A 22,034-nucleotide genomic window follows, 5' to 3' on the forward strand; every position below is an offset into this window, starting at 1 on the left:
TCCTCGTGTCAGTGCGCAACGGCGGCAGCTGCCGCCTCGTCGATCAGCCGCCCGCTGCGGAAACGCTCCAGCGTCAGTCCGGCATTGAACTTATGCGGCTCGTCGCGGGCAATCAGGTGGGCAAAGAGATTGGCCGAACCGGGTGTCGCCTTGAAGCCGCCGGTACCCCAGCCGCAATTGACGTAGAGCCCGGGAACCGGCGTCTTCGACTGGATGGCTGACCGGTCCGGCGTGTTGTCGACGATACCGCCCCACTGGCGCATCATCTTCACGCGGCGGAACATCGGGAAGAGCTCGCAGATGGCGTCGAGCGTATGCGTGATGATCTGCAGGCCGCCGGTCTGGGAGTAGGAATTATACTGGTCCGTGCCCGCACCGATGACGAGTTCGCCCTTGTCGGACTGCGAGATATAGGCATGCACCGTGTTCGACATGACGACGCAGGGGAAGATCGGTTTCAGCGGCTCGGAAACCAGAGCCTGCAGCGGGCTCGATTGCAGCGGCACGCGTACATCCGCCATCTTCATGATTGTCGTCGTGTGGCCGGCAGCCGAGACGGCGACCTTCTTTGCGCCGATGAAACCCCTGCTGGTCTCGACGCCGGTCACGCGACCGTCCGGACCGCGGCGGATGCCGGTGACTTCGCAATTCTGGATGATGTGAACGCCACGGTCGGACGCCGCACGCGCATAGCCCCAGGCAACCGCATCGTGACGCGCGGTACCACCGCGGCGCTGCAAGGCAGCCCCGTTGATCGGGTATCGTGCCGTCGCCGAAATATCGAGCGGCGGACAATAGGCCTTGGCCTGCTCCGGCGTCAGCCATTCATTGTCGATGCCATAGAGCCGGTTGGCATGGATATGCCGCTTGAAGCTCTGCTGGTCGTGCACATTGTGCGACAGCATCATCACGCCGCGCGGCGAATACATGACATTGTAATTGAGCTCCTGTGACAACCCTTCCCAGAGCTTCATCGAGTGCTCGTAAATGTGCATGCTCTCTTCATAGAGATAGTTGGAGCGGATGATGGTGGTGTTGCGGCCGGTATTGCCGCCTCCGAGCCAACCCTTTTCCAGGACCGCAACATTGGTGATGCCGTGTTCCTTGGCGAGGTAATAGGCAGCGCCGAGCCCGTGGCCGCCGCCACCAATGATGATGACGTCATATTCGGGTCGCGGCTCCGGCGAAGTCCACTGCTTTTCCCAGCCCCTGTGCCCGCGCAGAGCCTCCCGCGCTACGGCAAAAACCGAATATTTCCGCATCCGCCATCATCTCCTTCAGGCAAAGGCATTTTCGTCGTGGCCATACAAATCGCAAATCGAATTGCGGCACAACGGTTCTTTTGCGACGTGAAAGAGCTTTTGTTTTGACACGACGCGCAGCATATCGCTTCTATTGGTGCGATCTCCGTTCGCGGCTGCGGCATAATCCTTTTCTCACCCAACAGGGCAGGCAGAACGAGCCTGCCGCAAATGTTAGTATCCCCTTATGTGGGGTGTTAGATGTTGGGTTGGCGTAGCATATGGATCGCGGGCTTCTGCTTCGCGCTGTTAGGCGCATGGCCTGCGGCTGCCGCTGAACCTGTCGGCCAGGCGACCCTCATCAGAACCGAAGTGACGGGACAGGGCGGCCCGATCATCGTCAATGATGAGGTCCATCGTGACGAGCGTATCCGCACATCTCCATCAGGACTCGGCCAGTTCATTTTCCGCGACGGCACCAAGCTTGCCGTCGGCTGGGGCTCGTCAGTCGTCATCGACAAATATGTCTTCGACGATTCCGATTCCGTCAAACGCCTTTCCATCAAGGCGGCCAAGGGCACGTTCCGCTGGGTCAGCGGCAACTCGAAATCCTCCGCCTACCAGATCCAGACGCCTGCGGGCACCATTGGCGTACGCGGCACCGCTTTCGATTTTTATGTCGGCCCGGACGGCACCACCGCAGTGGTGCTGCTGAACGGCGCGGCTACCTTCTGCGGCCCGGGCGGCTGCCGGCAGTTACAGCAACGTTGCGATTGCGTCATTGCGAGGCCGAACGGCAATATGACGGATGCGCAACCCGTCAATACCAGCGTTCTGCAGAGACTGGGCAACCAGCGCGCCCTCCCATTCCTCTCCGGCAATCAGAGTTTGACGGGCGGCCTCGGTCTGCTCGGCGGCTGCCGGATGGCCTCGGTTGATCCTGATCGCAAAGACCGGCCTCGCCGGGAGCTCCGGCTGCGTGATCCGGATCCGCAGCCGCCTCAACAATCCCCGCGGCGGGATGACCCACCAAAGCAACTGCCAGAAAAACCGCCAGGAAAACCGCATCATGATAAGCCGCACCATGATAAGCCGCACCATGACAAGCCCCACCACGATAGGCCGAAGGGTGACTGGCACGACAAACACGACAGGCACGGCTGGAAGGACAGGGACGACAGACACGACCACCATCACGATCATGGAAGACCGGACCGGCACGAAGGGTTCGGTCGATCGGACAGACATGATGGACCTGATAGGCCGAGCCGCACGGAAAGAGCTGACAACCGCCAGGACCGCAACCATCAGGACAGACCGAGCAGGCAGGAGACAAGCAGCGGTCAAAACCAGACTGCCGGCAGCGACCAGAGCGGGCGAAGAGATCGCGACCGTAACCACGATCGGGATCACGGCTGGGGCGGAAAAGGAAACCGGGACCGAAACGGTGGTCGGAACCACAATCGCTGACTGGCTACTCGACGGCCTGCTTTTCCGGCAGGCCGATATCCTCTCGAAAATGATCGTTTCTGGCCGATATCCGCTCATAGAATTCGGTAAGGCCGGCCATGACCTGTAGGCCGGCGAGTTTCGCGGCGCCAATCAGCTTGCGACTGTTCCGCGAACGCTCGCGCAAGGCACCCATCACCTCCTCATGGGCGAGATGAAGGGCACCGAATTGCGGCGAGGCAGCAACCTTCTCGTCGCCGACCACAGCAAAGATCTGCGTCCGGTTGCTCTTTCCCTTGAGCGGAAGGGCGCCCGCCTCCAGGAGCGCCGCGCCGCTTTGCGCCCGCGCCGTGGTGTCGGAGATCAGGATATCGAAGCCGACGTCCTTGCAGCAGGATTCGATACGCGCCGCAACATTCACCGCATCGCCCACCGCCGAATAGTTGAAGCGTGTCTTCGCGCCCATATTGCCGACACAGGCGAGACCGGTATGGATACCGATGCCTATCCTCACCTGCCGGGCGCTGCCGAAACCGAAAGCGTCTTGAGCATTGAGTTCATCAAGCGTCTCGCGCATGGCAAGTGCCGCCCGAAGCGCCTTTGCCGCATGATCGGAAACATCGACCGGCGCATTCCAGAAGGCCATGATGGAATCTCCGATGAATTTATCGAGCGTCCCCTCATTCCCGACGACATGGCGGCTGAGTGCATCAAGCAGCGTGTTCAAAAACTGGACGACGGCAATCGGCGTGAGCTTTTCACTGATCTCGGTGAAATTCCGGACATCGACGAACATCATGGTGAGCTCACGCTCGTCCCCGCCGAGTTTCAACGCATCGGGCGTATGCTCGATGCGATGCAGCAGCGAAGGCGACAGGTAATGGCCGAAGGCGCGCCGCACCTCCCGTCGCTCCCTGTCGATGACGAGGATACGGAACGATGTTGCCGCAAAATGCGTGATGGAGCCGCTGAGAATGGGCGCCAGCGGATCGAAGAGCAGACCCGCATAAAGAAAAGAGAACCACGATGCGACAAGTGCCATCGCGGTGATTGCCAGGCCGCAGACAAGTGCCACTGCCGGACTGACGAAGGTCGTGATGATGACGAGCATGAAACCGAGCACGGCGATGGACAGGATCTCCAGCCCGTCGGCCCAGTCCGGCCGCGACAGGTAACGGCCTGAAAGGATCTGCTCAACCGTCTGTGCCTGCAGTGAGACACCCGGCACGTTCTCGCCGAGTGCTGTGGTGCGGATGTCCTGCAGCCCGACCGCCGATGTGCCGATGAAAATGATGCTGCCGTCAATCTGTGCAGCAACGTCAGGGGCCACTCCACCGGCAGCAAGGATCTTTCCGGCCGAGACATAACGCTCTGCCCGGTTCGGCGTCACATAAAGCCAGATCTCACCGGCAGCCGTCAGCGGAACGATGAAGTCGCCGATCTTCGCCGATGTAATGATCCCTGCTTGGTCTGGCGCGCCGGCCAACACATAGGTGGAGGCACCCTGCGCGACCCGCAGCGCTTCGATCGCAAGATTGGGATAAAACTGCTCCCCATCGCTAAGGAACAGCGGCACCGCGCGAACAACGGATGAAGGACTGCCGGGATTGAGACTGACATGACCAAGCCCTGCGGCTTTCGCCTCCAGCCCCGGCCGGAGCGGCGTCGAAGCACCGAGATGCGGAGGTGCGGCGAGCGGGCTTTCACCGGTAAAGGCAAAGCCGGCCTTCACCGGCGGCCTGTAATTGCCCTCGTTTGAAAGCCCGAAGCCGAGAACGACGGGTTTTCCTTCGATCGATTGCGCGAATATCTCGTCATTGTCGGGCAACTGTGCCGCCAGAGACGGATCGATCCCTTCGACCTCCCGGATGACATTGCGTGGGGACATCCGGTCAGGCTCGGCAAAGATGACGTCGAAGGCGATGGCCGCCGCTCCCATGTCGGAGAGACGGTTGACCAGCATGGCCAGCCTGTCGCGCGGCCACGGCCACTGACCGAACTCCCGCAGGGAAGCCTCGTCGATATCGACCACCCGGACCGGCATTGCTTCGAAACTGCGCGGGACGATGCGCTGATACTCATCGAAGGTAACGTCGCGGATCTGCTTCAGTACGGGCGGATCGCTTGCCCGGAACATCGTAAGCGCAGCCACGATGATGAGGCCGATCAGCACACCGATCTGCTGCAATCGCGTCATGCGTTTCCGACCTCCCCTCGAGACGGCCCCGGGGCCGTCTCGCCGCAGGCAAGCTACGCTTGTTTGACGCCAATGACCATTCGTTCATGCGCACAAGCTGAAAAACAAACCGAACGGCAACCCAGCACGAAATTACTTCCAGATTTGGTCATCGCTTTTTGCCCGACCTTTGAGCGCCGGCCTTGCCGCGCCTGCGGTGAAATGTTTTTGTGTCTCAGGGATTTGATAATTCAATCATTGTCGAGGGGATGAGCCATGGCAGATCCGCAAGGAGCGACCACGGCAAGAACTGCGGAAAATTCGGCCTCTGCCGCCCGCAGAAGCGGCTATTGGCTGATCGCCGTCGTGCTGGCGATGCTGGCCGGGCTGCCGCTCGCTGTCTGGCTGGATATTAGCGACCTCTCTGAAAGCGCGCTGCGCCGGCAGGCGCGGGATATGAGTTCTCTCGTCACCAGCATACGCTCCTATTATTCGGCGAATGTCGTTGGCAGGGTCCTCGCGGCCCATCAGGCTGGCGATGTCAGCGGCACGGTCGTCTCGCATAACTACGCCAACATTCCAGGCGCCATTCCACTTCCCGCCACGCTTTCGCTGGAACTGGGCGATGTCATCAAGGAGCAGCAGGCCAACATCACCTATCGCTTCCTCTCTGACCTGCCCTTCAAGAATCGCGCGCCTCACGATCTCGACAATTTCGAAACGGCATCACTCGCATCCCTGCGCGCCAATTCCAGCCAAACACTGACTGACCTTACCCGCGTCGGATTCACCGATACGTTGCGGCTCATCACGCCTGTGATCATGGGCCAGGCTTGCGTCGCCTGCCACAACACGCATCCTGAAAGCCCGAAAAGGGATTGGAAGGTAGGAGATGTGCGCGGCATTCAGGAGGTCATCATCCGCCAGCCCTATGCAAGCAATGTTCTCGCCTTCAAATATCTGCTCTGCTATTTCTTCTTCGTCGCCATCATCGGCATCAGCTTCATTTTTCTGCAGCGCCAGCAGACGCGTGTCATCCACAGTGCCAATCGCGACCTCGAAGCGGCGAACGAATTCCTCGCCAGCGTCTCCCTGAAGATTTCCCGCTATCTGTCGCCGCAAATCTACAAGAGCATCTTCAGCGGCCAGAAGGATGTGGTTGTCCATACCGAGCGAAAACGCCTGACGATCTTCTTCTCGGACATCAAGGATTTCACCGCCACGACCGAGCGCCTGCAGCCGGAGGCGCTGACGGAAATGCTGAATGAATATCTGACCGAAATGTCTACGATTGCACTCAAGCACGGCGGCACGGTGGACAAGTTCATTGGCGATGCCATGCTGGTCTTCTTCGGTGATCCGGAAACCAAGGGGGCAGAGGAAGACGCAAAGGCTTGCCTGCGCATGGCAGTCGACATGCAGCGCCGGCTCGGCGAACTGAAGGAGAGATGGCGTCGGAACGGGACGGAAGAGCCCTTCGTCGTTCGCATGGGAATTAACAGCGGCTATTGCAACGTCGGCAATTTCGGCAGCAGCGACCGCATGGACTATACGATCATCGGTGCCGAAGCGAACCTCGCCGCACGTCTGCAATCGATCGCCCAGGGTGGAGAAATCGTCGTCAGCTACGAAACCTATGCGCTGGTGAAGGATATCGTCGATGCCCATCCTTTGCCGCCGATCACCATGAAGGGCATTCAGCGGGAGATCGTACCCTACGCCGTGGACGGGTTGATGCTCGGCGCCGATCACAAGAGCCGCGTTCTCAGCGAACATCTCGCAGGACTGGACCTGCATCTGGACACGGCTCGGCTTGAGCCGGCGGACCGCGCCCGTGTTGTCGCCACGCTGAAGGAAGCGATCGCCGCTCTGGACGAAACGAAGCCCGAGAAGGCCCGCCCCTAGCTCCTTATAGGCACGGGCGGGATTTTTCCGCGCGAGCGCATATCCCGTCTGGACTTCATTCCGTCGATCTGATATCCCGCAACACCAATCGCAAGGCCGCGGCCGCGCGAACGTTATTTTTTTGCCCCAGGCGCTGCGCCGCCTTTCGGCATCAACCAAACCAAAGGAACGTGATTCTCGTGCAGGTACTTGTCCGCGATAACAATGTTGACCAGGCTCTCCGCGCTCTCAAGAAGAAGATGCAGCGCGAAGGCATTTTTCGCGAAATGAAGATGCGCGACTACTACGAAAAGCCGTCGCAGAAGCGTGCTCGCGAAAAGGCCGAGGCTGTTCGTCGTGTTCGCAAGCTGGCCCGCAAGCGCGCTCAGCGCGAAGGTCTGGTTGCACGCTAAGGCGGTGCCGTCGTTTTTTCGACGTTTTCAGATGCATGTGTGGCGGGGGCGATAGGTTTCGCCGCCGCCTTTTTTAATTTGCTGCTGAAGATTGCATATCCGCTTTGCCGGATATGGTGCATGGGGGAAAGCGAGCCCGAATGGCTGTCATAAACTTCTATCCGTCCCGCTCGTCGCGTTCGCAGAAATCGGCCGTATTCGCCTCGCTGGCACTTGCCGCGGCGCTCGGCCTTGCCGGTTGCGAAACGACCAACACGTCGGATGCTGTGATCCGCATCGACAAGGCGCAGGGCTCACAGGAAAACATTGCGTCGCTCACGGCCGTCATCAACGCCAATCCGCGCGATCCGGAAGGCTACAATGTTCGCGGTTCCGCCTATGGTCGCGCCGGCGAATTCCGCAAGGCGCTCGACGACTTCAACACCGCGCTGCAGATCAACCCGCGCTTCTTCCAGGCCTATGCCAACCGCGCGCTGGTGTATCGCAACATGGGGCAGCAGCCGCAGGCGATCGCCGACTACAATGCCGCCCTGCAGATCAATCCGAGCTATGACGTCGCCTATATCGGTCGCGGCAACGTCTATCGCATGGCCGGCCAGGACGATCAGGCCTTCAATGATTTCTCAAAAGCGATTCAGCTCGGCACCACCGATGGTCGCGCCTATCACAATCGCGGCCTGATCTACCAGAAGCGCAATCAGCAGGATAAGGCGATCGACGATTTCTCGAAGGCGATCTCGCTGTCGCCGAACTCACCCGAGCCCTATAATGGCCGCGGCATTTCCTATATCGCGCTGAACGACAACGACAACGCGTTCGCCGACTTCAACCACGCGATCGAACTCAACGGCAATCTTGCCGAATCCTGGGCAAACCAGGCTCTCGTCTATGAGCGCCGTGGCGAAAAGGATAAGGCAATCCGCTCCTATCGCCACGCTGTCGGCCTCGATCCGAAATATCAGCCGGCAAGGGACGGACTTGCCCGCGTCGGCGGCACGACCGGCTAACGGACTCGAAAAGGGAGGGCGACGATGACGGCGAAACCGCATGTGATCGTCGTCGGCGCAGGCATAATTGGCGCCTCCATTGCCTGGCATCTCACACGCAAGGGTGCAACGGTCACCGTCGTCGGCGAGGAGCTAGGCGGAGTGGCAACGCCCTGTTCCTTTGCATGGATCAATGCAAGCTGGGGTAATCCCGAATTCTATTTCCACTTTCGCCGCCGCGCGATGGCCGAGTGGAAGTGGCTGGCGCGGGAACTGCCCGGCCTGCCGCTTGCGTGGTGCGGCGGTCTCTGCTGGGATATGCCCGCAGCCGATCTCGAAGCCTATGCCGACGAACACGGCCGTTGGGGCTACGGTATCAGCCGGCTGAACCGGCAAGAAAGCACGCTGATCGAACCCGGCCTTGGCGAATATCCTGATTTCGCCCTCCATGTTGCAGAAGAAGGCGCGGTGGAGCCTGTTGCCGCAGCACGTTTGCTGCTCGCGGATGCCAAAGCGCATGGCGCGACGTTCGTCCATGCCACGGTCAACGGCCTGCTCCAAAGTGCTGGACGAATCGTCGGACTTGTCACCTCGGAAGGCATGCTCGAAGCCGATCATGTCGTACTGGCCGCAGGGACAGGCGCAGTTCCGATCGCCGCCTCGGCAGGAATAACGTTGCCGCTGTCAGCACCCGCCGGTCTGATCGTACACTCCCGTCCTGTCTCCAAACGCTTGAACGGTCTCGTCATGACACCCCGTCTGCATATGCGCCAGACGGCGGAAGGCCGCATCATCGCTGGCTCGGATTTCGGTGGCGGCGATCCGGGTGAAGATCATCGGGCAAGTGCAGCGGAACTCTTTGCACGCGTGAAAGCGACGATCTTGGACAATGCCGATCTGAAGCTCGATTTCTTCACGGTCGGTTTTCGCCCGACTCCTGCCGATGGTTTTCCCATCATCGGCAATACTGGCTTGCCGGGTCTCTATGTAACGGTGATGCATTCCGGCGTCACGCTTGCTCCGCTTGTCGGCCTGCTTGCCGCCGACGAGCTTCTGTCAGGCAAGAATGACGAAAGCCTTCTGCCCTTCCGATTGCAACGCTTCGCCGACCGGTAGCAGTTCATTAAATATTGACGATTTTGCACCTGACTATTTTAGTAGGTTGCAACCAAATGCCCCGCCCCCTAACATGACCGTGCTTTGATGGCAGGCTATTGGGCGGTACGGATGTAAGGGGCGTTTGCGAGCGATGCGGATTCTTGCTTTCGTTGGACTCTGCGAAACCGAGCTTCCCCAGCATCCCACCCCGGCAGTTCGGGGGCGACATCGATGAGGTTCGCCACACGTCTTTTTCCGAAAGCTTCGATCGGGACATATCTCATCGCCATGGCAGTGGCGATCGCGTTGCCGATCTTCGCTTTCGTTGCCCTTCTTCTCATGCAGCTGGAGGACAACCAGCGATCTACGCTCAAGCGTGAAACCGCACAGGATGCGCTCGCCCTCTCACGCACCATCGACCGCCAGCTTCAGGATATGGCAACGACATTGCGGCTGCTGTCCTCCTCGCCGGAGCTGGAAAGCGGCGACTATGAATCTTTCTACAATCGCACGGAAACCGCGCTGCGCGGCGATACGCTTTATGTGATTGCCGTCGACAGGACCGGGCAGCAATTTCTGAATACCCGTCGCGCCTTTGGCACGCCGCTCGGCAAGACGACGAACATCGCGGCTTTGGAGGCCGCGATGAAGTCCGGGCGGATCGAAGCCTCCGACGTCTTCATGGGCGCAACGAGCGGCATGTGGGTCTATAACGTCACCCTGCCGCGCGATGACGATCCCGTCTCGGCATTGATCATCACCCAGAATGCCAACGACCTTGCAAAACTCGTCACGACAGAGGGCCTTGCCTCCGGCTGGTCGGCGGCCGTCATCGATCAGGGAGGCCATGTGGTAGCGAGCCGAGGCCCTGCCAATCTGCAGCCTGGCGAACCCTTCGACCCGCGCATTCTGCCCTCGCTCGTCGCATCCAGCGGCGTATTTGAAGACAGCGATATTCTTCCGCATGCCCTGTTGGGCTATGCGCAAATTCCCGGCTGGTCCTGGAAGACGGTGGTATGGGGGCCGATTGCCACGGCACAGGCACCGATTCTCAGCACCTGGCGCTTCCTTCTGATCGGCGGTCTTGTGCTGCTGCTCGTCGCGGTGCTTGCCACCTATGCCGTTGCCCGTCAGGTCCGCTCCACGATCCGTGAAATTGCCGACATGGCGAACCGGCTTGGCGAAGGTCACATCGTTTCGCCGGTCGAAACCAGTGTCATCGAGGCCAACCAGGTGGCCATTGCACTGTCCAATGCCTCTTTCGACCGCAGTCAGAGCGAGGACCGGCTGCGCTTCGTCATGCATGAGCTGGTCCATCGCACAAAGAACCTGCTGACGCTCGTTCTCGCCATGATGCGACAGCTCTCCAAGCAGGCAGACAGCGTCGAGACATTTCGCCTGGCCGTCGCCCATCGCCTCGAAGGGCTCGTCCGCTCGATTGAGCTTCTGACAGGCGAACAGTGGTCCGGCGTCTTGCTGCATCGCGTCATCGATATTCATCTCCAGGCTTTTCCCCAGGCCCGCGAGCAGGTGGAGATCGAGGGCAAAGATTTTATCCTCAAACCCGATGCCGTGCAGAACCTCGGCCTCGCGCTGCATGAACTCGCCACCAATTCGGTAAAATACGGAGCGCTCTCCGTGCCACAGGGTCGCGTGCGCTTCGAATGGCAGCCGGCAGAGGACAATATGCTGCGCTTCACCTGGACTGAAAGTGGCGGGCCGCCGGTCAAACCGCCGGCGCGCACCGGTTTCGGCACGACCGTCATCAAGGCACATGCTGCTTCCGCTTTCCGGGGCAAGGTCGATGTCGACTTCCGCCCCGAGGGTCTCGTCTGGACCCTCACAGCCCAGCGTGGGACGATGGAGCGCGACTAGCGCAGCCGGAACAATCACTGCAACCACCCGTTTCGAACAGGTCATTCAAAAGGAGAAGGACCATGTTCAAGCAAACCGTGATTGCTGCGGCAATCGTTTCGGCCGCAGCCTGGGCCAGTTCGGCCGCAGCAGCCGACTATATTTCGCTTGGTCGGCTCGTCTGCGGATCGGATGGCGGCCAGGGACTGATCGTCACATCCGAGAAGAATCTGATCTGCACCTATACGCCTGCTTCGGGCGGCCCTAAGGCAGTCTATGCCGGCAAGATCGAGAAATTCGGCATCGATATTGGCCAGACCGGCAAGAGCGTAATGATCTGGCAGGTGCTCGCAAAGACCGGCACCAATATCCCGGATTTCGCGCTCGCCGGCGAATATTACGGTATCGGCGCAGACGCCAGCCTCGGTGCCGGCGGCGGTGCCAAGGTCATTGCCGGCGGCACGAACAAGGCCTTCATGCTGCAGCCGCTCAATGTGCAGGCCCAGGAAGGTCTCAATCTCGCCGTCGGCGTCGAGAAGATGACGCTTGTACCGGGCGAAATCTGACGGTTTGCAATGATAGGAGAAAAGCCCGCGAAAGCGGGCTTTTCAGTCAGTGCGCGATTGCCTTGTTGATCTCTTCGGTCACCTTCTTGGCGTCCCCAAGCAGCATCATCGTGCCGTCCTTGTAGAACAGCGTGTTGTCGATGCCGGCGTAACCCGAGCCGAGCGAGCGTTTGACGAAGAGGCAGGTCTTGGCCTTGTCGACGTCAAGGATCGGCATCCCGTAGATCGGCGAGGTCTTGTCGTCACGCGCGGCCGGATTGGTGACGTCATTGGCACCGATGACATAGGCAACGTCAGCCTGGGCGAATTCCGAGTTGATATCCTCAAGCTCGAACACCTCGTCATAAGGCACATTGGCTTCCGCGAGCAGCACGTTCATATGGCCAGGCATACGGCCTGCGACCGGATGGATCGCATATTTCACTTCCACGCCGTTCTTCTTGAGATTGTCGACCAGTTCGCGCAATGCATGCTGCGCCTGCGCCACCGCCATGCCATATCCCGGCACGATGATGACCTTGGAAGCGTTCGCCATCAGGTAGGCAGCGTCCTCCGCCGAGCCGAGCTTGACGGTCTTGTCCGAATTATCCGCCGCATTGCCGCCCGTCTCCCCACCAAAACCGCCCAGGATCACGGAGATGAAAGAGCGATTCATGCCCTTGCACATGATGTAGGACAGGATCGCGCCCGAAGAACCGACCAGTGCGCCGGTGATGATAAGCGCCAGATTGCCGAGCGTGAAGCCGATGCCGGCAGCAGCCCAGCCCGAGTAAGAGTTGAGCATGGATACGACAACCGGCATGTCGGCGCCACCGATCGGCACGATGAGCAGCACGCCGAGAGCCAGTGACAAGGCGACGACGGCCCAGAAATCGAAATGGCTTTCCGTCGCCGCCAGCCCGACGATGAAGAGCACAATCAGGGCAAGCAGAGCGATGTTGATCACATGACGGAAGGGCAGCAGGATCGGCTTGCCGGACATGCGCCCGTCGAGTTTCAGGAAGGCAATGATCGAGCCGGTGAAGGTCAGCGCACCAATCGCCACGCCGATCGCCATTTCGATACGGGCTTCAGTGTGGATCTGGCCAATCTCGCCAATGCCGAAAGAGCCCGGCGTATAGAGGGCTGATGCGGCGACAAGAACCGCCGCGAGGCCTACCAGCGAGTGGAAACCGGCAACAAGCTGCGGCATCGAGGTCATCGCAATGGTGCGGGCGATATAGGCACCAGCGCTGCCGCCGATGGCAAGGCCGAGAATGATGAGCACGAAGCCGCCAAAATTCGGCGTCGCCAGCGCCAGCGTCGTGAGGATGGCGATCCCCATGCCGATCATGCCGTAGAGATTGCCCTTGCGGCTGGTGGCAGGATGCGAGAGCCCGCGTAGCGCCAGAATGAACAGGACGCCGGAGACAAGGTAGAGGAAGGCTGCAATATTGGTCATTCGTGCGGCCTCACTTGTCCTTCTTGCGGTACATCGCCAGCATGCGCTGCGTGACGAGGAAGCCGCCGAAGATATTCACCGAGACAAGAACGAGCGCCACGAAACCGAAGCCGGTGGCAAGCCCGCTGCTCGAGATGCCGACCGCAAGCAGAGCCCCGACGACGATGACCGAAGAGATCGCGTTGGTGACGGCCATCAGCGGCGTATGCAGTGCGGGTGTGACCGACCAGACGACATAGTAGCCGACGAAGATCGACAATACGAAGATTGCGAACTGGAAGACGAAAGGATCGATCGCCCCGCCAGTGGCAGCGCTCGCCGCTTCCGGCGCCTGGGCAGCAGCGGTGATGACCGCTGTAACGGCCTGGTCGAGCTGCTCCAGAGCCTTGTCCATTGCTTCACTGGCCATCAGTTATCCCCCTTCTTGGCGCCGCCGAATGCCGGATGAACGACATCCCCCGCATAGGTCAGCATCGTCGCCTTGATGAGCTCGTCCTCGAGGTTGAGCACAACCGATTTCGTTTCCTTGTTCACCATCGTCTCCAGGAAAGTGACGAGGTTCTTGGCGTAGAGCGCTGAGGCGCTGGCCGCCACACGGCCCGCCATGTTCGGAAAGCCGATCACTTTCACACCTTCGACATCGGCGATCTGGCCTGTAACCACCCCTTCAATATTGCCGCCACGCTCGACCGCGAGATCGACGGCAACTGCACCGGGCTTCATCGAAGCGAGCATCGCGCGCGAAACGAGCCGCGGCGCCGGACGGCCGGGAATGAGAGCCGTGGTAATGACAATGTCCTGCTTGGCGATGTGTTCGGCCACAAGTGCCGCCTGCCTGGCCTGATAGTCGGCCGACATTTCCTTGGCATAGCCGCCAGCCGTTTCCGCCGCCTTGAACTCGTCATCCTCGACGGCGATGAACTTCGCGCCAAGAGATGCAACCTGTTCCTTTGCCGCGGGGCGAACGTCGGTTGCCGAAACGGCGGCACCGAGACGGCGCGCCGTCGCAATCGCCTGGAGGCCTGCAACGCCTGCACCCATGACGAAAACCTTGGCGGCAGGAATAGTGCCCGCTGCCGTCATCATCATCGGCATCGCCCGGTCGTAAACGGCGGCTGCCTCGATAACCGCTTGATAACCTGCAAGATTTGCCTGCGATGACAGCACGTCCATCGACTGCGCACGCGTGATGCGCGGCATCAGCTCCATGGCGAAGGTGGAAAGACCTGCCCGCGCCATCGCGGCGACCGCCTCGTCATTGCCATAGGGATCCATGATGGCAATGACGACCGCGCCGGTCTTATAGCCGGCGATCTCGCTTTCGCTCGGCCGGCGAACCTTGAGGATTACATCGGCGGACGCTGCATCCGCAAACGTGCCGATTGCGGCACCGACGGCCTCGAATTCACTGTCCGGAATGCGCGAAAGCGCCCCGGCGCCCGCTTCGACGATGACATCGAAGCCGAGCGCCTTTATCTTTTTCACGGTTTCGACGGACGCCGCAACGCGAGTCTCATCGCCCGTGATTTCCTTGGCTACGAAAACGATATTGGCCAACTGCCCCCTCCTCCGGGTCAGCTGGGCCGTGGCAGGCTGCTTGCCTGCACGGGCCAAGCATCTACATCACAAAATTCGGAAGACCGGGCCTTCCCGCGGGCCGCGTTTAGCGGAGCAGGAAGATGCCGGCGACGAGGATGATGAGGAAGACGAGGATGCCGCCGAGGAAACCGGCACCGCCGAAGAAACCGGCAGTCATGGCAAGCATCAGGGCGATCAGAAACATCGTGCCGTATTTCGTGCCGGCAATGAACATGTCGTACGTCTTTTCATGTTCCTTGTAGTCCATCGGCGCGCCGGTCTCGACCGGTCCGGTATGATGTTCGGCCATGAATATCGTCTCCCTGAAATGCCTTAGCGCTGCCTGATTCCCCCGCGTCAGCGAGGCAAATCCCTCTCCGCAGGGATTACACAATGACGGGCGAAAGCGCAATGCATGAGAATGCCGCAGGAACGCCTTCGCCGGGGGCGGAAAAGGCGCTCCCTCGAGGAATCAAAGCGGCAAGTCAGTTCCAAGCTGGCCTTCTGGTACGAAGCGCGCGGTCGGGACGATAGTGAGCGAAGGTAGCGTGTTTTCCGGGCCGCGCGCGAACATCATCCGCTGCTCGCTGGCGCTGGAAATGAAGAACGGATAACGCGTGAGAAGCTTGCGGCCGACCTCGATGACATTGGTCGCCATCAGCGTCATATCGATCCCGTAATTCTTGGCCCTCTGCCCCGGCACGACGGTGTCGGCGTAAAAGACACGCTTGTAGAAGGCCGCATGCGGGGGACGAACGAACTGCAGCACCCGGTGCGCACGGAAATGCGCCGCGGCGACAATGCTCGGTCGCAGCGTCAGGTATGGGATCCAGGTCAGATCGGCCGTCAGCTCCGGATCGGCAGCAAAACGCGCCGGATCGATCAGGCTGAGACCGGCATCCAGCAACGCGTCGATCGCTTCTGGAAAGGCGCCGGCCGACTGACTGACGCGATGCTCAGGCGTCACATGGTGGATGCGGATCGTGCTGACCAGCTCGCCGTAATAGTAGAGCCCGAAAACATAGGCATGGCTGTCGAAATCGGTGTCGTCGAGCAGTCCCTTCGGTGCCAGGGCAAGCGTGTCGTGCGCCTTGTAGGCCTTGTAACGCAGCCTCTCGACATCCTCCATGTCCTCGGTGCTTTCGACGCGGCGATATTCGACATTATCAAGAATTTCGAGAACCTTCTTCGAAAAGTCACTCGTACTCAAAGGGACAGACGCCATGATGGACCCCGTTGTTAACGGGTCATTAATCATACCTCGCTCGATAAAGCGCAAGATTTGAAGAAAATTTTGGACGTATTTGAATTATTAAGGTTAACGGGCGCGACTATGCCCGCGGTCACACCGACAGGTAGCGGCGGATCAGGCGACCTTGGTGCGGCGACGTGGTGCCGTGCGGCGGTTGAGAGCCTGGGAGAGGATGCCGATTTCCTTCGAGGGGACCGGCGGGGAGAAGACGTAACCCTGAATGAGATCCGTGCTGCGGTGCTTGTTGAGAAGCGCCAGCTGCTCCGGCGTTTCGACACCCTCGACAACGATCTTGAGACCGAGCTCGCGGGCAAGGTGGACCGTGCCGCGCAACAGTTTCAGGCGACGCGTGTCTTCGACGATGTTACGCACGAAGGAGCGATCGATCTTGACGATGTCGAGCGGCAGCGTGTCGAGATAGCTGAGGCTGGAGAAGCCGGTACCGAAATCGTCGATGGCGATGGTGATGTCGCGGCTGCGCAGTTCAGCGAGGATCGCGCGCACCACCGCCGGCTCGTCGATCAGGCTGCTTTCGGTAATTTCCAGATGCAGGCGTGATGCCTCCAGACCGGCATGCGCCAACGCGTCCGAAACAACCGACAGGATGTCCGCGTCGCGCAGGTCGCGTGCTGAAAGATTGACCGAAACGGAAATATGATCCGGCCAGCTCATGCATTCTTCGCAGGCCTTGAAGAGCACGAAGCGCGTAATCTGCGAGATGATGCCCATCTCTTCGGCGAGGCGGATGAAGACGTCGGGCGGAATGGAGCCCTTTTCCGGATGTACCCAGCGAGCGAGTGCTTCAGCGCATTCGATGCGCAGGCCATCAGCCCTGAACATCGGCTGGAAGACGAGGTGTAGCGAATTTGCGGCCACCGCGTCGCGCAGATCCGCCTTGAGCTTCTGCTGCTCGATATAGCGGCCATCCATTTCGCGCTCGAAACCGGTAATGCCGCCCTTGAAGCGTGACTTGCTTTCGAACAGCGCAAGGTCGGCTTTGACGCTCCATTCGTCCATGGCGAAGGCGTCGCTCTCGAGGACGGCGTACCCGGCACTGAGCGAGACGAGGAAGGTTACTTCGTCAACTTCATATTGCCCCTGGATCGTCGCATGCAGCTTGCGGATGTCGGCGTCCAGTATCTGTCGGTCGCGCGCGTGCGGGAAGAAGAGGATGAACTGGTCGCCCATCAGGCGGCCGACGATGGCGCTGCCAGCCATCTCCTTGACGCGCATGGCGATGGCGCAGAGCAGATGGTCGCCGGTTACGTGACCCCGCATGTCATTGACATGCTTGAACTCGTCGATATCGAGGATCATGAAGCCGACAGGACCGCGTTTCTTCGAATGTCTCGCCAGATAGTCCTGCACAAGGTGACCGAAATGCTCGCGGTTCGGCAGGCCGGTCAGGGCGTCGAAGCGCACCATGTGCAGGATCTTCTGCTCGGCCTTCACGCGGCTCGAAACGTCTTCGAAGATCAATACCGCGCCACCATCTGCGCGCCGGCTTGCCGAGAATTCCAGCGACAGTCCCTCGGGGAAATGGATGAGCGTACGCGAAAGGCTGCCTTCGGCCACCTGTGTCAGTTGCCGCAGGATCAGCTCCGGCTGCGAAGCGTCCATGAAGCTGTACCGCGCGCCATAACGCAACACAGCGCCGAGATCGCGATCCTTCAGTCGGTCGGGTGCGCCAATTTTCAACAGTTCGCAGGCCTTGCGATTGATGACCTGGATCCGGTTCTCTTCATCGACCATGACGAGGCCGTGCGGCATATTATTCAGCGCCGTATCAAAGCGCTCGGCGATCGAGGCGATCTCGCGGCGTGCGATCACGTTCTCATAGAGGAACTCGCGCACGCCGGTGGCCATGGCCCGCGTCGTCAGCCAGAACGGAATGAGGAAGACCGAAAGGATGCCGCGGTAGAAATCGAGCGTCATCACGCTGCAGATGATCATCGGCAGGCAGCAGGAGAAGGTCTGCAGGTCGACCGCCATGCGTGAGCCATAGTTGCGGCCGACGACCGAAACCATCGTCGCCATGGTCACTGCAATGCAGGCGAGCTCGGCAAAGGAATCACGCGTGAAAAAGATGGCATACCCGCTGCCGATGCCGAGAAGCGTGGTGATGCCGGCTGCGCCGACCACGAGAATCTTCTCCCAGCGCTCGATCTCGGCAAAAGAGAGCTTCTCCTTGTCCACCTTGTCGAAGAGGCGGAAAATCGCCATGCGGGCGCAGAATACCACGATGACGGCAACAGCCAGGAATATATAGACGGGAGACTCGGTCTTGGCGGCGACAGCCAGGAAAGTGGCGGAGTGTACGATGACGCCAGCCAGAAGCGTCATGCGATTCCCGGACAGGGAATTCACAAACGACAGATACACATCCTTAGGGACCCTATTCGGGTTATGTGGCTTCATCCATACTTTCCCTGTGCGCGGGAAATGTAAACCGAACCCTTTAAAAATTGATTTCAAACGGTTCAAACATTTGGTCAATTTTTCTAAAACCATAGGATGAACTACTCATCCATGGCGCGATATTGCAGCTTTACGGCGAGGATTTTGAAAAATATATCCAAGCCTGAGTTGCCGGAATTTTCATCGGCATCACCGGCGCTGGCCGCATAAGACTATACTCCAAGGCGGGCCATTTATCCTTCCAATTTCAAAAACCCTGGTTTACACCGATTGAAGGGGAGAACTGCCGAAAACGGCAAGACAATAAGGGGAGGCGAATGTCGGTATTCCTGGCCGTCAGCCGGCTGATCGACTCGATCAGTGAATTCTTTGGAAAACTATCAGAATACATGGTGCTTCTCTGCTGCCTGATCAGCGCCGGCAATGCGATTGTACGCTATGCATTCAACTATAGCTCGAACGGTTGGCTCGAGATCCAGTGGTATCTCTTCGCCTTCGTCGTGGTACTCGGTGCCTCGCATGCGCTGCGCAACAACGAGCATGTCCGCGTCGATTTGATCTATGGGTCGGTTTCCGAAAAAGGGAAGATCTGGATCGACATCGTTGGTCTCATCCTCTTCCTCATTCCCGTCTGCATCTTCCTCACCTGGGTCTCGTGGCCCTTCTTTGCGCTTTCCTACCGGCAGGGGGAAATATCGGGCAACGCTGGCGGACTGATCCGCTGGCCCGTCAAGCTCGTCCTTGTCGCCGGTTTCGCGCTGCTCTCCCTTCAGGGCGTTTCGGAGCTGATCAAGCGGATCGCAGCCGTTACCGGCCATATCAGCATCGATACGAAATACGAAAAGCCGCTGCAGTAACGCGCGCCTGGAGGAACAGATTTGTTTGATTTCGGCATCATTCCGCCGGCCATGTTCCTGGGCATGGTCATTTTCATGCTCTACGGCTTTCCAGTCGCCTTTTCGCTGGCCGCCGTCGGCCTGTTTTTCGGCATCATCGGCATCGTCACCGGCCATTTCGACGAGGCCCTGCTGCAGGCCCTGCCGCTGCGCTTCTTCGGCATCGTCTCCAACGATCTCTTGCTTGCCATTCCCTTTTTCACCTTCATGGGCGCGGTGCTGGAGCGTTGTGGGCTGGCCGAAGATCTGCTTGAAGGTACCGGCAAGCTCTTCGGTGGCGTCCCCGGTGGCCTGGCCTATGCTGTCATCCTTGTCGGCGCCGTGCTTGGCGCTATCACCGGCACGGTTGCCGCCTCGGTCATCACCATGGGCGTGATTTCGCTGCCGATCATGCTGCGCTACGGCTACAACCCGCGCCTTGCCACCGGCGTCATCGCCGCCTCCGGCACGATCACCCAGGTGATCCCGCCCTCGCTGGTCCTTGTCGTTCTCGCCGACCAGCTCGGCAAATCGGTTGGCGACATGTATCGCGGCGCGATCGGCCCCTCGATCCTGCAGGTGGCGATCTTCGTCCTCTTCATTCTCGTGCTGTCGATCGTTCGACCGAAATCGATGCCGCCGCTGCCAAAGGAGGTGCGTGGCGATTTCAACTGGGCGCTGCTCATGAAGGTCCTGATGGGCATGGTGCCTTCGATCGTGCTGATCTTCCTGGTTCTCGGCACGATCTTCATGGGCCTTGCGACGCCAACGGAGGCCGGCGCGCTCGGCGTCGTCGGCGCCATGGCGCTCGCGGCCATGAACCGGCGCCTCACCTGGCCGCTGATCCGCGAGGCGATGACATCGACCACGCACATCACCTCCATGGTGGTGATGATCCTGATCGGCTCCACCTGTTTCAGCCTGGTCTTCCAAGGCATGGATGGTTCGCGCTGGATCGAGCACATGCTATCGGGCATCCCAGGCGGCCCGGTCGGCTTCCTGATCTTTGTCAACATCTTCATCTTCGTGCTCGCCTTCTTCCTCGATTTCTTCGAGATCGCCTTCATCGTCATCCCGATGCTCGCCCCCGTCGCCTCCAATCTCGGCATCGACCTGATCTGGTTCGGCGTGCTGATCTGCGTCAACATGCAGACGAGCTTTATGCACCCGCCTTTCGGCTTCGCGCTCTTCTATCTGCGTTCGATCGCCGGTCGCGAGGTCAAGACCTCGGATATCTACATGGGCGCGCTCCCTTGGGTCGGCATGCAGCTGATCCTGGTGGCGATCGTGATCTTCTGGCCGCAATCGGTGACCTACTGGCTGGACCACGGCCCGAAGGTCGACCCGAACTCGATCAAGATTGAAGTCCCGGGCTTCGGCGGCCAGCTCGGCCTGCCGCCATTGGGAGCACCAGGCGGCGGCGGTTCCCCGCAGATTCCGGGTCTGACCTTGCCGGCCTTGCCGAGCGCGCCCCCGCCTCCCCCCGCACAATAAGGAAAACAAAAGCCCCGGATCTTCATCCGGGGCTATCTTTTTGATATCGCTGAAAAAAGAAAGTCTCTTAGATTTTACCGGCCCGTTGCTGGATCATCATGAACGTATCGAACGTGTATTCCGAGAGCTGCATCCAGAGATAGGCATCCCGCTTGAAGGCGGTCTGATCATCGTAGATCTTCTTGAAATACTGGTTCGTGCCTGAGATTTCACTGTAGATGCCGGTCGCGGCCTGGAAGCAGGCTTCCATGATCTCCTGGCTGAACGGACGCAAGGTCGCGCCTTCGGCAACAAGCTGCTTCAGCGCGCCCGGGTTCTTCGTGTCGTATTTTGCCAGCATATTGGTGTTGGCGAAGGCGCAAGCGTCTGTGAGCGCTGCCTGATAGTGCTTTGGCAGGTTGCTCCATTTATCGAGATTGAAGAAGGCATGCACCGTCGGGCCGCCTTCCCACCAGCCCGGATAGTAGTAGTACTTCGCCACCTTGTGGAAGCCGAGCTTCAGGTCGTCATAGGGGCCGACGAATTCCGCTGCATCGATCGTTCCCTTTTCCAGCGCCGGATAGATGTCGCCGCCGGCGATCTGCTGCGGGATGACGCCAACCTTCTCCATGACGCGACCGGCGAGACCGGCAATACGCATCTTTACGCCCTTGAGGTCGTCGAGCGTATTGATTTCCTTGCGGAACCAGCCACCCATCTGCGCGCCGGTATTGCCGGCCGGCAGGGCATACATTCCCTGCGTGGCATAAAACTCGTTCATCAGGGTGGTGCCGTTGCCCTCGTAGAACCAGGCATTGGTCAGGCGGCTGTTCAGCCCGAACGGGATAGCCGTTCCGATAGCGTAGGTCGGGTCCTTGCCGACAAAATAATAGGAGGTGGTGTGAGCTGCCTCGACGGTACCAGCCGCCACCGCATCAACGGCCTGAAGGCCGGGGACGATTTCACCGGCTGCGAAGGGCTGGATCGTAAAGTTACCGTCGGTGGCAGCGGCAACATGCTTGGCGATATCGTCGGCGCCACCGTAGATCGTGTCCAGGCTCTTCGGAAACGACGAGGTCATGCGCCAGGCTATCTTCGGGTTTTCCTGCGCAATTGCAGGGGCTGCCAAAGCTGTTGCGGCAACGGCACCGGCGCTCGCTGTTCCGGCCTTTTTCATAAATGAACGACGATCCATCAAAAACCTCCCGTATAGATGGCACTGCGTGGTCAATCCTCACCCCTACCCGCAGTAATGGCAAAGCTAAGCATGGCGGAAGAAGCGTTTCAAGCTTTAGTCTATTAGTCTTTGGGATCACGACGCTTCTGTGGC

The 22,034-nt window shown here is 59.7% G+C and carries 18 protein-coding genes; 9 read left to right on the forward strand and 9 right to left on the reverse strand.

Going from position 1 to position 22,034, the window contains the following annotated elements; translation table 11 throughout:
• Window positions 1-8 precede the first annotated feature (8 nt).
• A complete protein-coding gene (locus FHX06_RS29820) occupies window positions 9-1,262 on the reverse strand; it encodes a sarcosine oxidase subunit beta family protein (protein WP_112544214.1) in 1,254 nt (417 codons plus the stop codon).
• Between the two features lie 240 nt (window positions 1,263-1,502).
• Here FHX06_RS29820 and FHX06_RS29825 point away from each other — a divergent pair, with 240 nt between their 5' ends.
• Window positions 1,503-2,711 (forward strand): FecR domain-containing protein, encoded by a 1,209-nt coding sequence (locus FHX06_RS29825; protein WP_183881870.1) that lies wholly within the window; start codon window positions 1,503-1,505, stop codon window positions 2,709-2,711.
• A 4-nt stretch (window positions 2,712-2,715) separates the two neighbouring features.
• Here FHX06_RS29825 and FHX06_RS29830 read toward each other — a convergent pair whose 3' ends face one another.
• Window positions 2,716-4,887, reverse strand: a complete 2,172-nt coding sequence (locus FHX06_RS29830) for a CHASE2 domain-containing protein (RefSeq protein WP_183881872.1) — start codon at window positions 4,885-4,887, stop codon at window positions 2,716-2,718.
• Between the two features lie 255 nt (window positions 4,888-5,142).
• Here FHX06_RS29830 and FHX06_RS29835 point away from each other — a divergent pair, with 255 nt between their 5' ends.
• The 6 genes from FHX06_RS29835 to FHX06_RS29860 all read left to right on the forward strand — a co-directional run bounded on the left by FHX06_RS29835 (window position 5,143) and on the right by FHX06_RS29860 (window position 11,667).
• Window positions 5,143-6,771 (forward strand): adenylate/guanylate cyclase domain-containing protein, encoded by a 1,629-nt coding sequence (locus FHX06_RS29835; RefSeq protein ID WP_113015488.1) that lies wholly within the window; start codon window positions 5,143-5,145, stop codon window positions 6,769-6,771.
• Between the two features lie 179 nt (window positions 6,772-6,950).
• Window positions 6,951-7,163 carry a 30S ribosomal protein S21 gene (gene rpsU / locus FHX06_RS29840; RefSeq protein ID WP_003585885.1) on the forward strand — a complete coding sequence of 71 codons (213 nt, stop codon included), beginning with the start codon at window positions 6,951-6,953 and terminating at the stop codon, window positions 7,161-7,163.
• A gap of 140 nt (window positions 7,164-7,303) precedes the next feature.
• Entirely contained in the window at window positions 7,304-8,170 is an 867-nt protein-coding gene (locus tag FHX06_RS29845) for a tetratricopeptide repeat protein (RefSeq protein ID WP_112544219.1), read from the forward strand.
• Between the two features lie 24 nt (window positions 8,171-8,194).
• Complete coding sequence (locus FHX06_RS29850) at window positions 8,195-9,265, forward strand: NAD(P)/FAD-dependent oxidoreductase (RefSeq protein ID WP_113211918.1); 1,071 nt, start codon at window positions 8,195-8,197, stop codon at window positions 9,263-9,265.
• A 213-nt stretch (window positions 9,266-9,478) separates the two neighbouring features.
• Window positions 9,479-11,122 (forward strand): sensor histidine kinase, encoded by a 1,644-nt coding sequence (locus FHX06_RS29855; RefSeq protein ID WP_183881874.1) that lies wholly within the window; start codon window positions 9,479-9,481, stop codon window positions 11,120-11,122.
• 62 nt (window positions 11,123-11,184) lie between these two features.
• A complete protein-coding gene (locus FHX06_RS29860) occupies window positions 11,185-11,667 on the forward strand; it encodes a DUF992 domain-containing protein (RefSeq protein WP_112968761.1) in 483 nt (160 codons plus the stop codon).
• A gap of 46 nt (window positions 11,668-11,713) precedes the next feature.
• Here FHX06_RS29860 and FHX06_RS29865 read toward each other — a convergent pair whose 3' ends face one another.
• The 6 genes from FHX06_RS29865 to FHX06_RS29890 form a co-directional block, all read right to left on the reverse strand.
• Window positions 11,714-13,108 carry an NAD(P)(+) transhydrogenase (Re/Si-specific) subunit beta gene (locus tag FHX06_RS29865; protein WP_183881876.1) on the reverse strand — a complete coding sequence of 465 codons (1,395 nt, stop codon included), beginning with the start codon at window positions 13,106-13,108 and terminating at the stop codon, window positions 11,714-11,716.
• Between the two features lie 10 nt (window positions 13,109-13,118).
• Window positions 13,119-13,517 (reverse strand): proton-translocating transhydrogenase family protein, encoded by a 399-nt coding sequence (locus FHX06_RS29870; protein WP_112544227.1) that lies wholly within the window; start codon window positions 13,515-13,517, stop codon window positions 13,119-13,121.
• Window positions 13,517-14,665: a Re/Si-specific NAD(P)(+) transhydrogenase subunit alpha gene (locus tag FHX06_RS29875; RefSeq protein WP_113117252.1), complete on the reverse strand. Its 1,149-nt coding sequence runs from the start codon at window positions 14,663-14,665 to the stop codon at window positions 13,517-13,519. The genes FHX06_RS29870 and FHX06_RS29875 overlap by 1 nt, the downstream gene beginning before the upstream one ends.
• A gap of 106 nt (window positions 14,666-14,771) precedes the next feature.
• Complete coding sequence (locus FHX06_RS29880; RefSeq protein ID WP_112544230.1) at window positions 14,772-14,996, reverse strand: aa3-type cytochrome c oxidase subunit IV; 225 nt, start codon at window positions 14,994-14,996, stop codon at window positions 14,772-14,774.
• 162 nt (window positions 14,997-15,158) lie between these two features.
• Entirely contained in the window at window positions 15,159-15,911 is a 753-nt protein-coding gene (locus FHX06_RS29885) for an N-acyl amino acid synthase FeeM domain-containing protein (protein ID WP_112544232.1), read from the reverse strand.
• A 141-nt stretch (window positions 15,912-16,052) separates the two neighbouring features.
• Entirely contained in the window at window positions 16,053-18,356 is a 2,304-nt protein-coding gene (locus FHX06_RS29890) for a putative bifunctional diguanylate cyclase/phosphodiesterase (protein ID WP_183881878.1), read from the reverse strand.
• A 317-nt stretch (window positions 18,357-18,673) separates the two neighbouring features.
• On the opposite strand from FHX06_RS29890, the gene FHX06_RS29895 reads away from it, so the two are divergent.
• Window positions 18,674-19,213 carry a TRAP transporter small permease subunit gene (locus FHX06_RS29895; protein WP_112544234.1) on the forward strand — a complete coding sequence of 180 codons (540 nt, stop codon included), beginning with the start codon at window positions 18,674-18,676 and terminating at the stop codon, window positions 19,211-19,213.
• A 21-nt stretch (window positions 19,214-19,234) separates the two neighbouring features.
• A complete protein-coding gene (locus FHX06_RS29900) occupies window positions 19,235-20,725 on the forward strand; it encodes a TRAP transporter large permease subunit (protein WP_112968757.1) in 1,491 nt (496 codons plus the stop codon).
• Between the two features lie 67 nt (window positions 20,726-20,792).
• On the opposite strand, the gene FHX06_RS29905 is transcribed toward FHX06_RS29900, so the two are convergent.
• A complete protein-coding gene (locus FHX06_RS29905) occupies window positions 20,793-21,899 on the reverse strand; it encodes a TRAP transporter substrate-binding protein (RefSeq protein ID WP_112544238.1) in 1,107 nt (368 codons plus the stop codon).
• Window positions 21,900-22,034: the final 135 nt, after the last annotated feature.

The sequence above is a fragment of the Rhizobium sp. BK512 genome, assembly GCF_014194915.1.
Lineage (GTDB): Bacteria > Pseudomonadota > Alphaproteobacteria > Rhizobiales > Rhizobiaceae > Rhizobium.

What these genes read in the sequence shown, in the direction of transcription:
- FHX06_RS29820 (WP_112544214.1), bottom strand. Translation starts at nt 1,262, where the DNA reads ATGCGGAAATATTCGGTTTTTGCCGTAGCGCGGGAGGCTCTGCGCGGG.
- FHX06_RS29825 (WP_183881870.1), top strand. Translation starts at nt 1,503, where the DNA reads ATGTTGGGTTGGCGTAGCATATGGATCGCGGGCTTCTGCTTCGCGCTG.
- FHX06_RS29830 (WP_183881872.1), bottom strand. Translation starts at nt 4,887, where the DNA reads ATGACGCGATTGCAGCAGATCGGTGTGCTGATCGGCCTCATCATCGTG.
- FHX06_RS29835 (WP_113015488.1), top strand. Translation starts at nt 5,143, where the DNA reads ATGGCAGATCCGCAAGGAGCGACCACGGCAAGAACTGCGGAAAATTCG.
- FHX06_RS29845 (WP_112544219.1), top strand. Translation starts at nt 7,304, where the DNA reads ATGGCTGTCATAAACTTCTATCCGTCCCGCTCGTCGCGTTCGCAGAAA.
- FHX06_RS29850 (WP_113211918.1), top strand. Translation starts at nt 8,195, where the DNA reads ATGACGGCGAAACCGCATGTGATCGTCGTCGGCGCAGGCATAATTGGC.
- FHX06_RS29855 (WP_183881874.1), top strand. Translation starts at nt 9,479, where the DNA reads ATGAGGTTCGCCACACGTCTTTTTCCGAAAGCTTCGATCGGGACATAT.
- FHX06_RS29860 (WP_112968761.1), top strand. Translation starts at nt 11,185, where the DNA reads ATGTTCAAGCAAACCGTGATTGCTGCGGCAATCGTTTCGGCCGCAGCC.
- FHX06_RS29865 (WP_183881876.1), bottom strand. Translation starts at nt 13,108, where the DNA reads ATGACCAATATTGCAGCCTTCCTCTACCTTGTCTCCGGCGTCCTGTTC.
- FHX06_RS29870 (WP_112544227.1), bottom strand. Translation starts at nt 13,517, where the DNA reads ATGGCCAGTGAAGCAATGGACAAGGCTCTGGAGCAGCTCGACCAGGCC.
- FHX06_RS29880 (WP_112544230.1), bottom strand. Translation starts at nt 14,996, where the DNA reads ATGGCCGAACATCATACCGGACCGGTCGAGACCGGCGCGCCGATGGAC.
- FHX06_RS29885 (WP_112544232.1), bottom strand. Translation starts at nt 15,911, where the DNA reads ATGGCGTCTGTCCCTTTGAGTACGAGTGACTTTTCGAAGAAGGTTCTC.
- FHX06_RS29890 (WP_183881878.1), bottom strand. Translation starts at nt 18,356, where the DNA reads ATGAAGCCACATAACCCGAATAGGGTCCCTAAGGATGTGTATCTGTCG.
- FHX06_RS29895 (WP_112544234.1), top strand. Translation starts at nt 18,674, where the DNA reads ATGTCGGTATTCCTGGCCGTCAGCCGGCTGATCGACTCGATCAGTGAA.
- FHX06_RS29905 (WP_112544238.1), bottom strand. Translation starts at nt 21,899, where the DNA reads ATGGATCGTCGTTCATTTATGAAAAAGGCCGGAACAGCGAGCGCCGGT.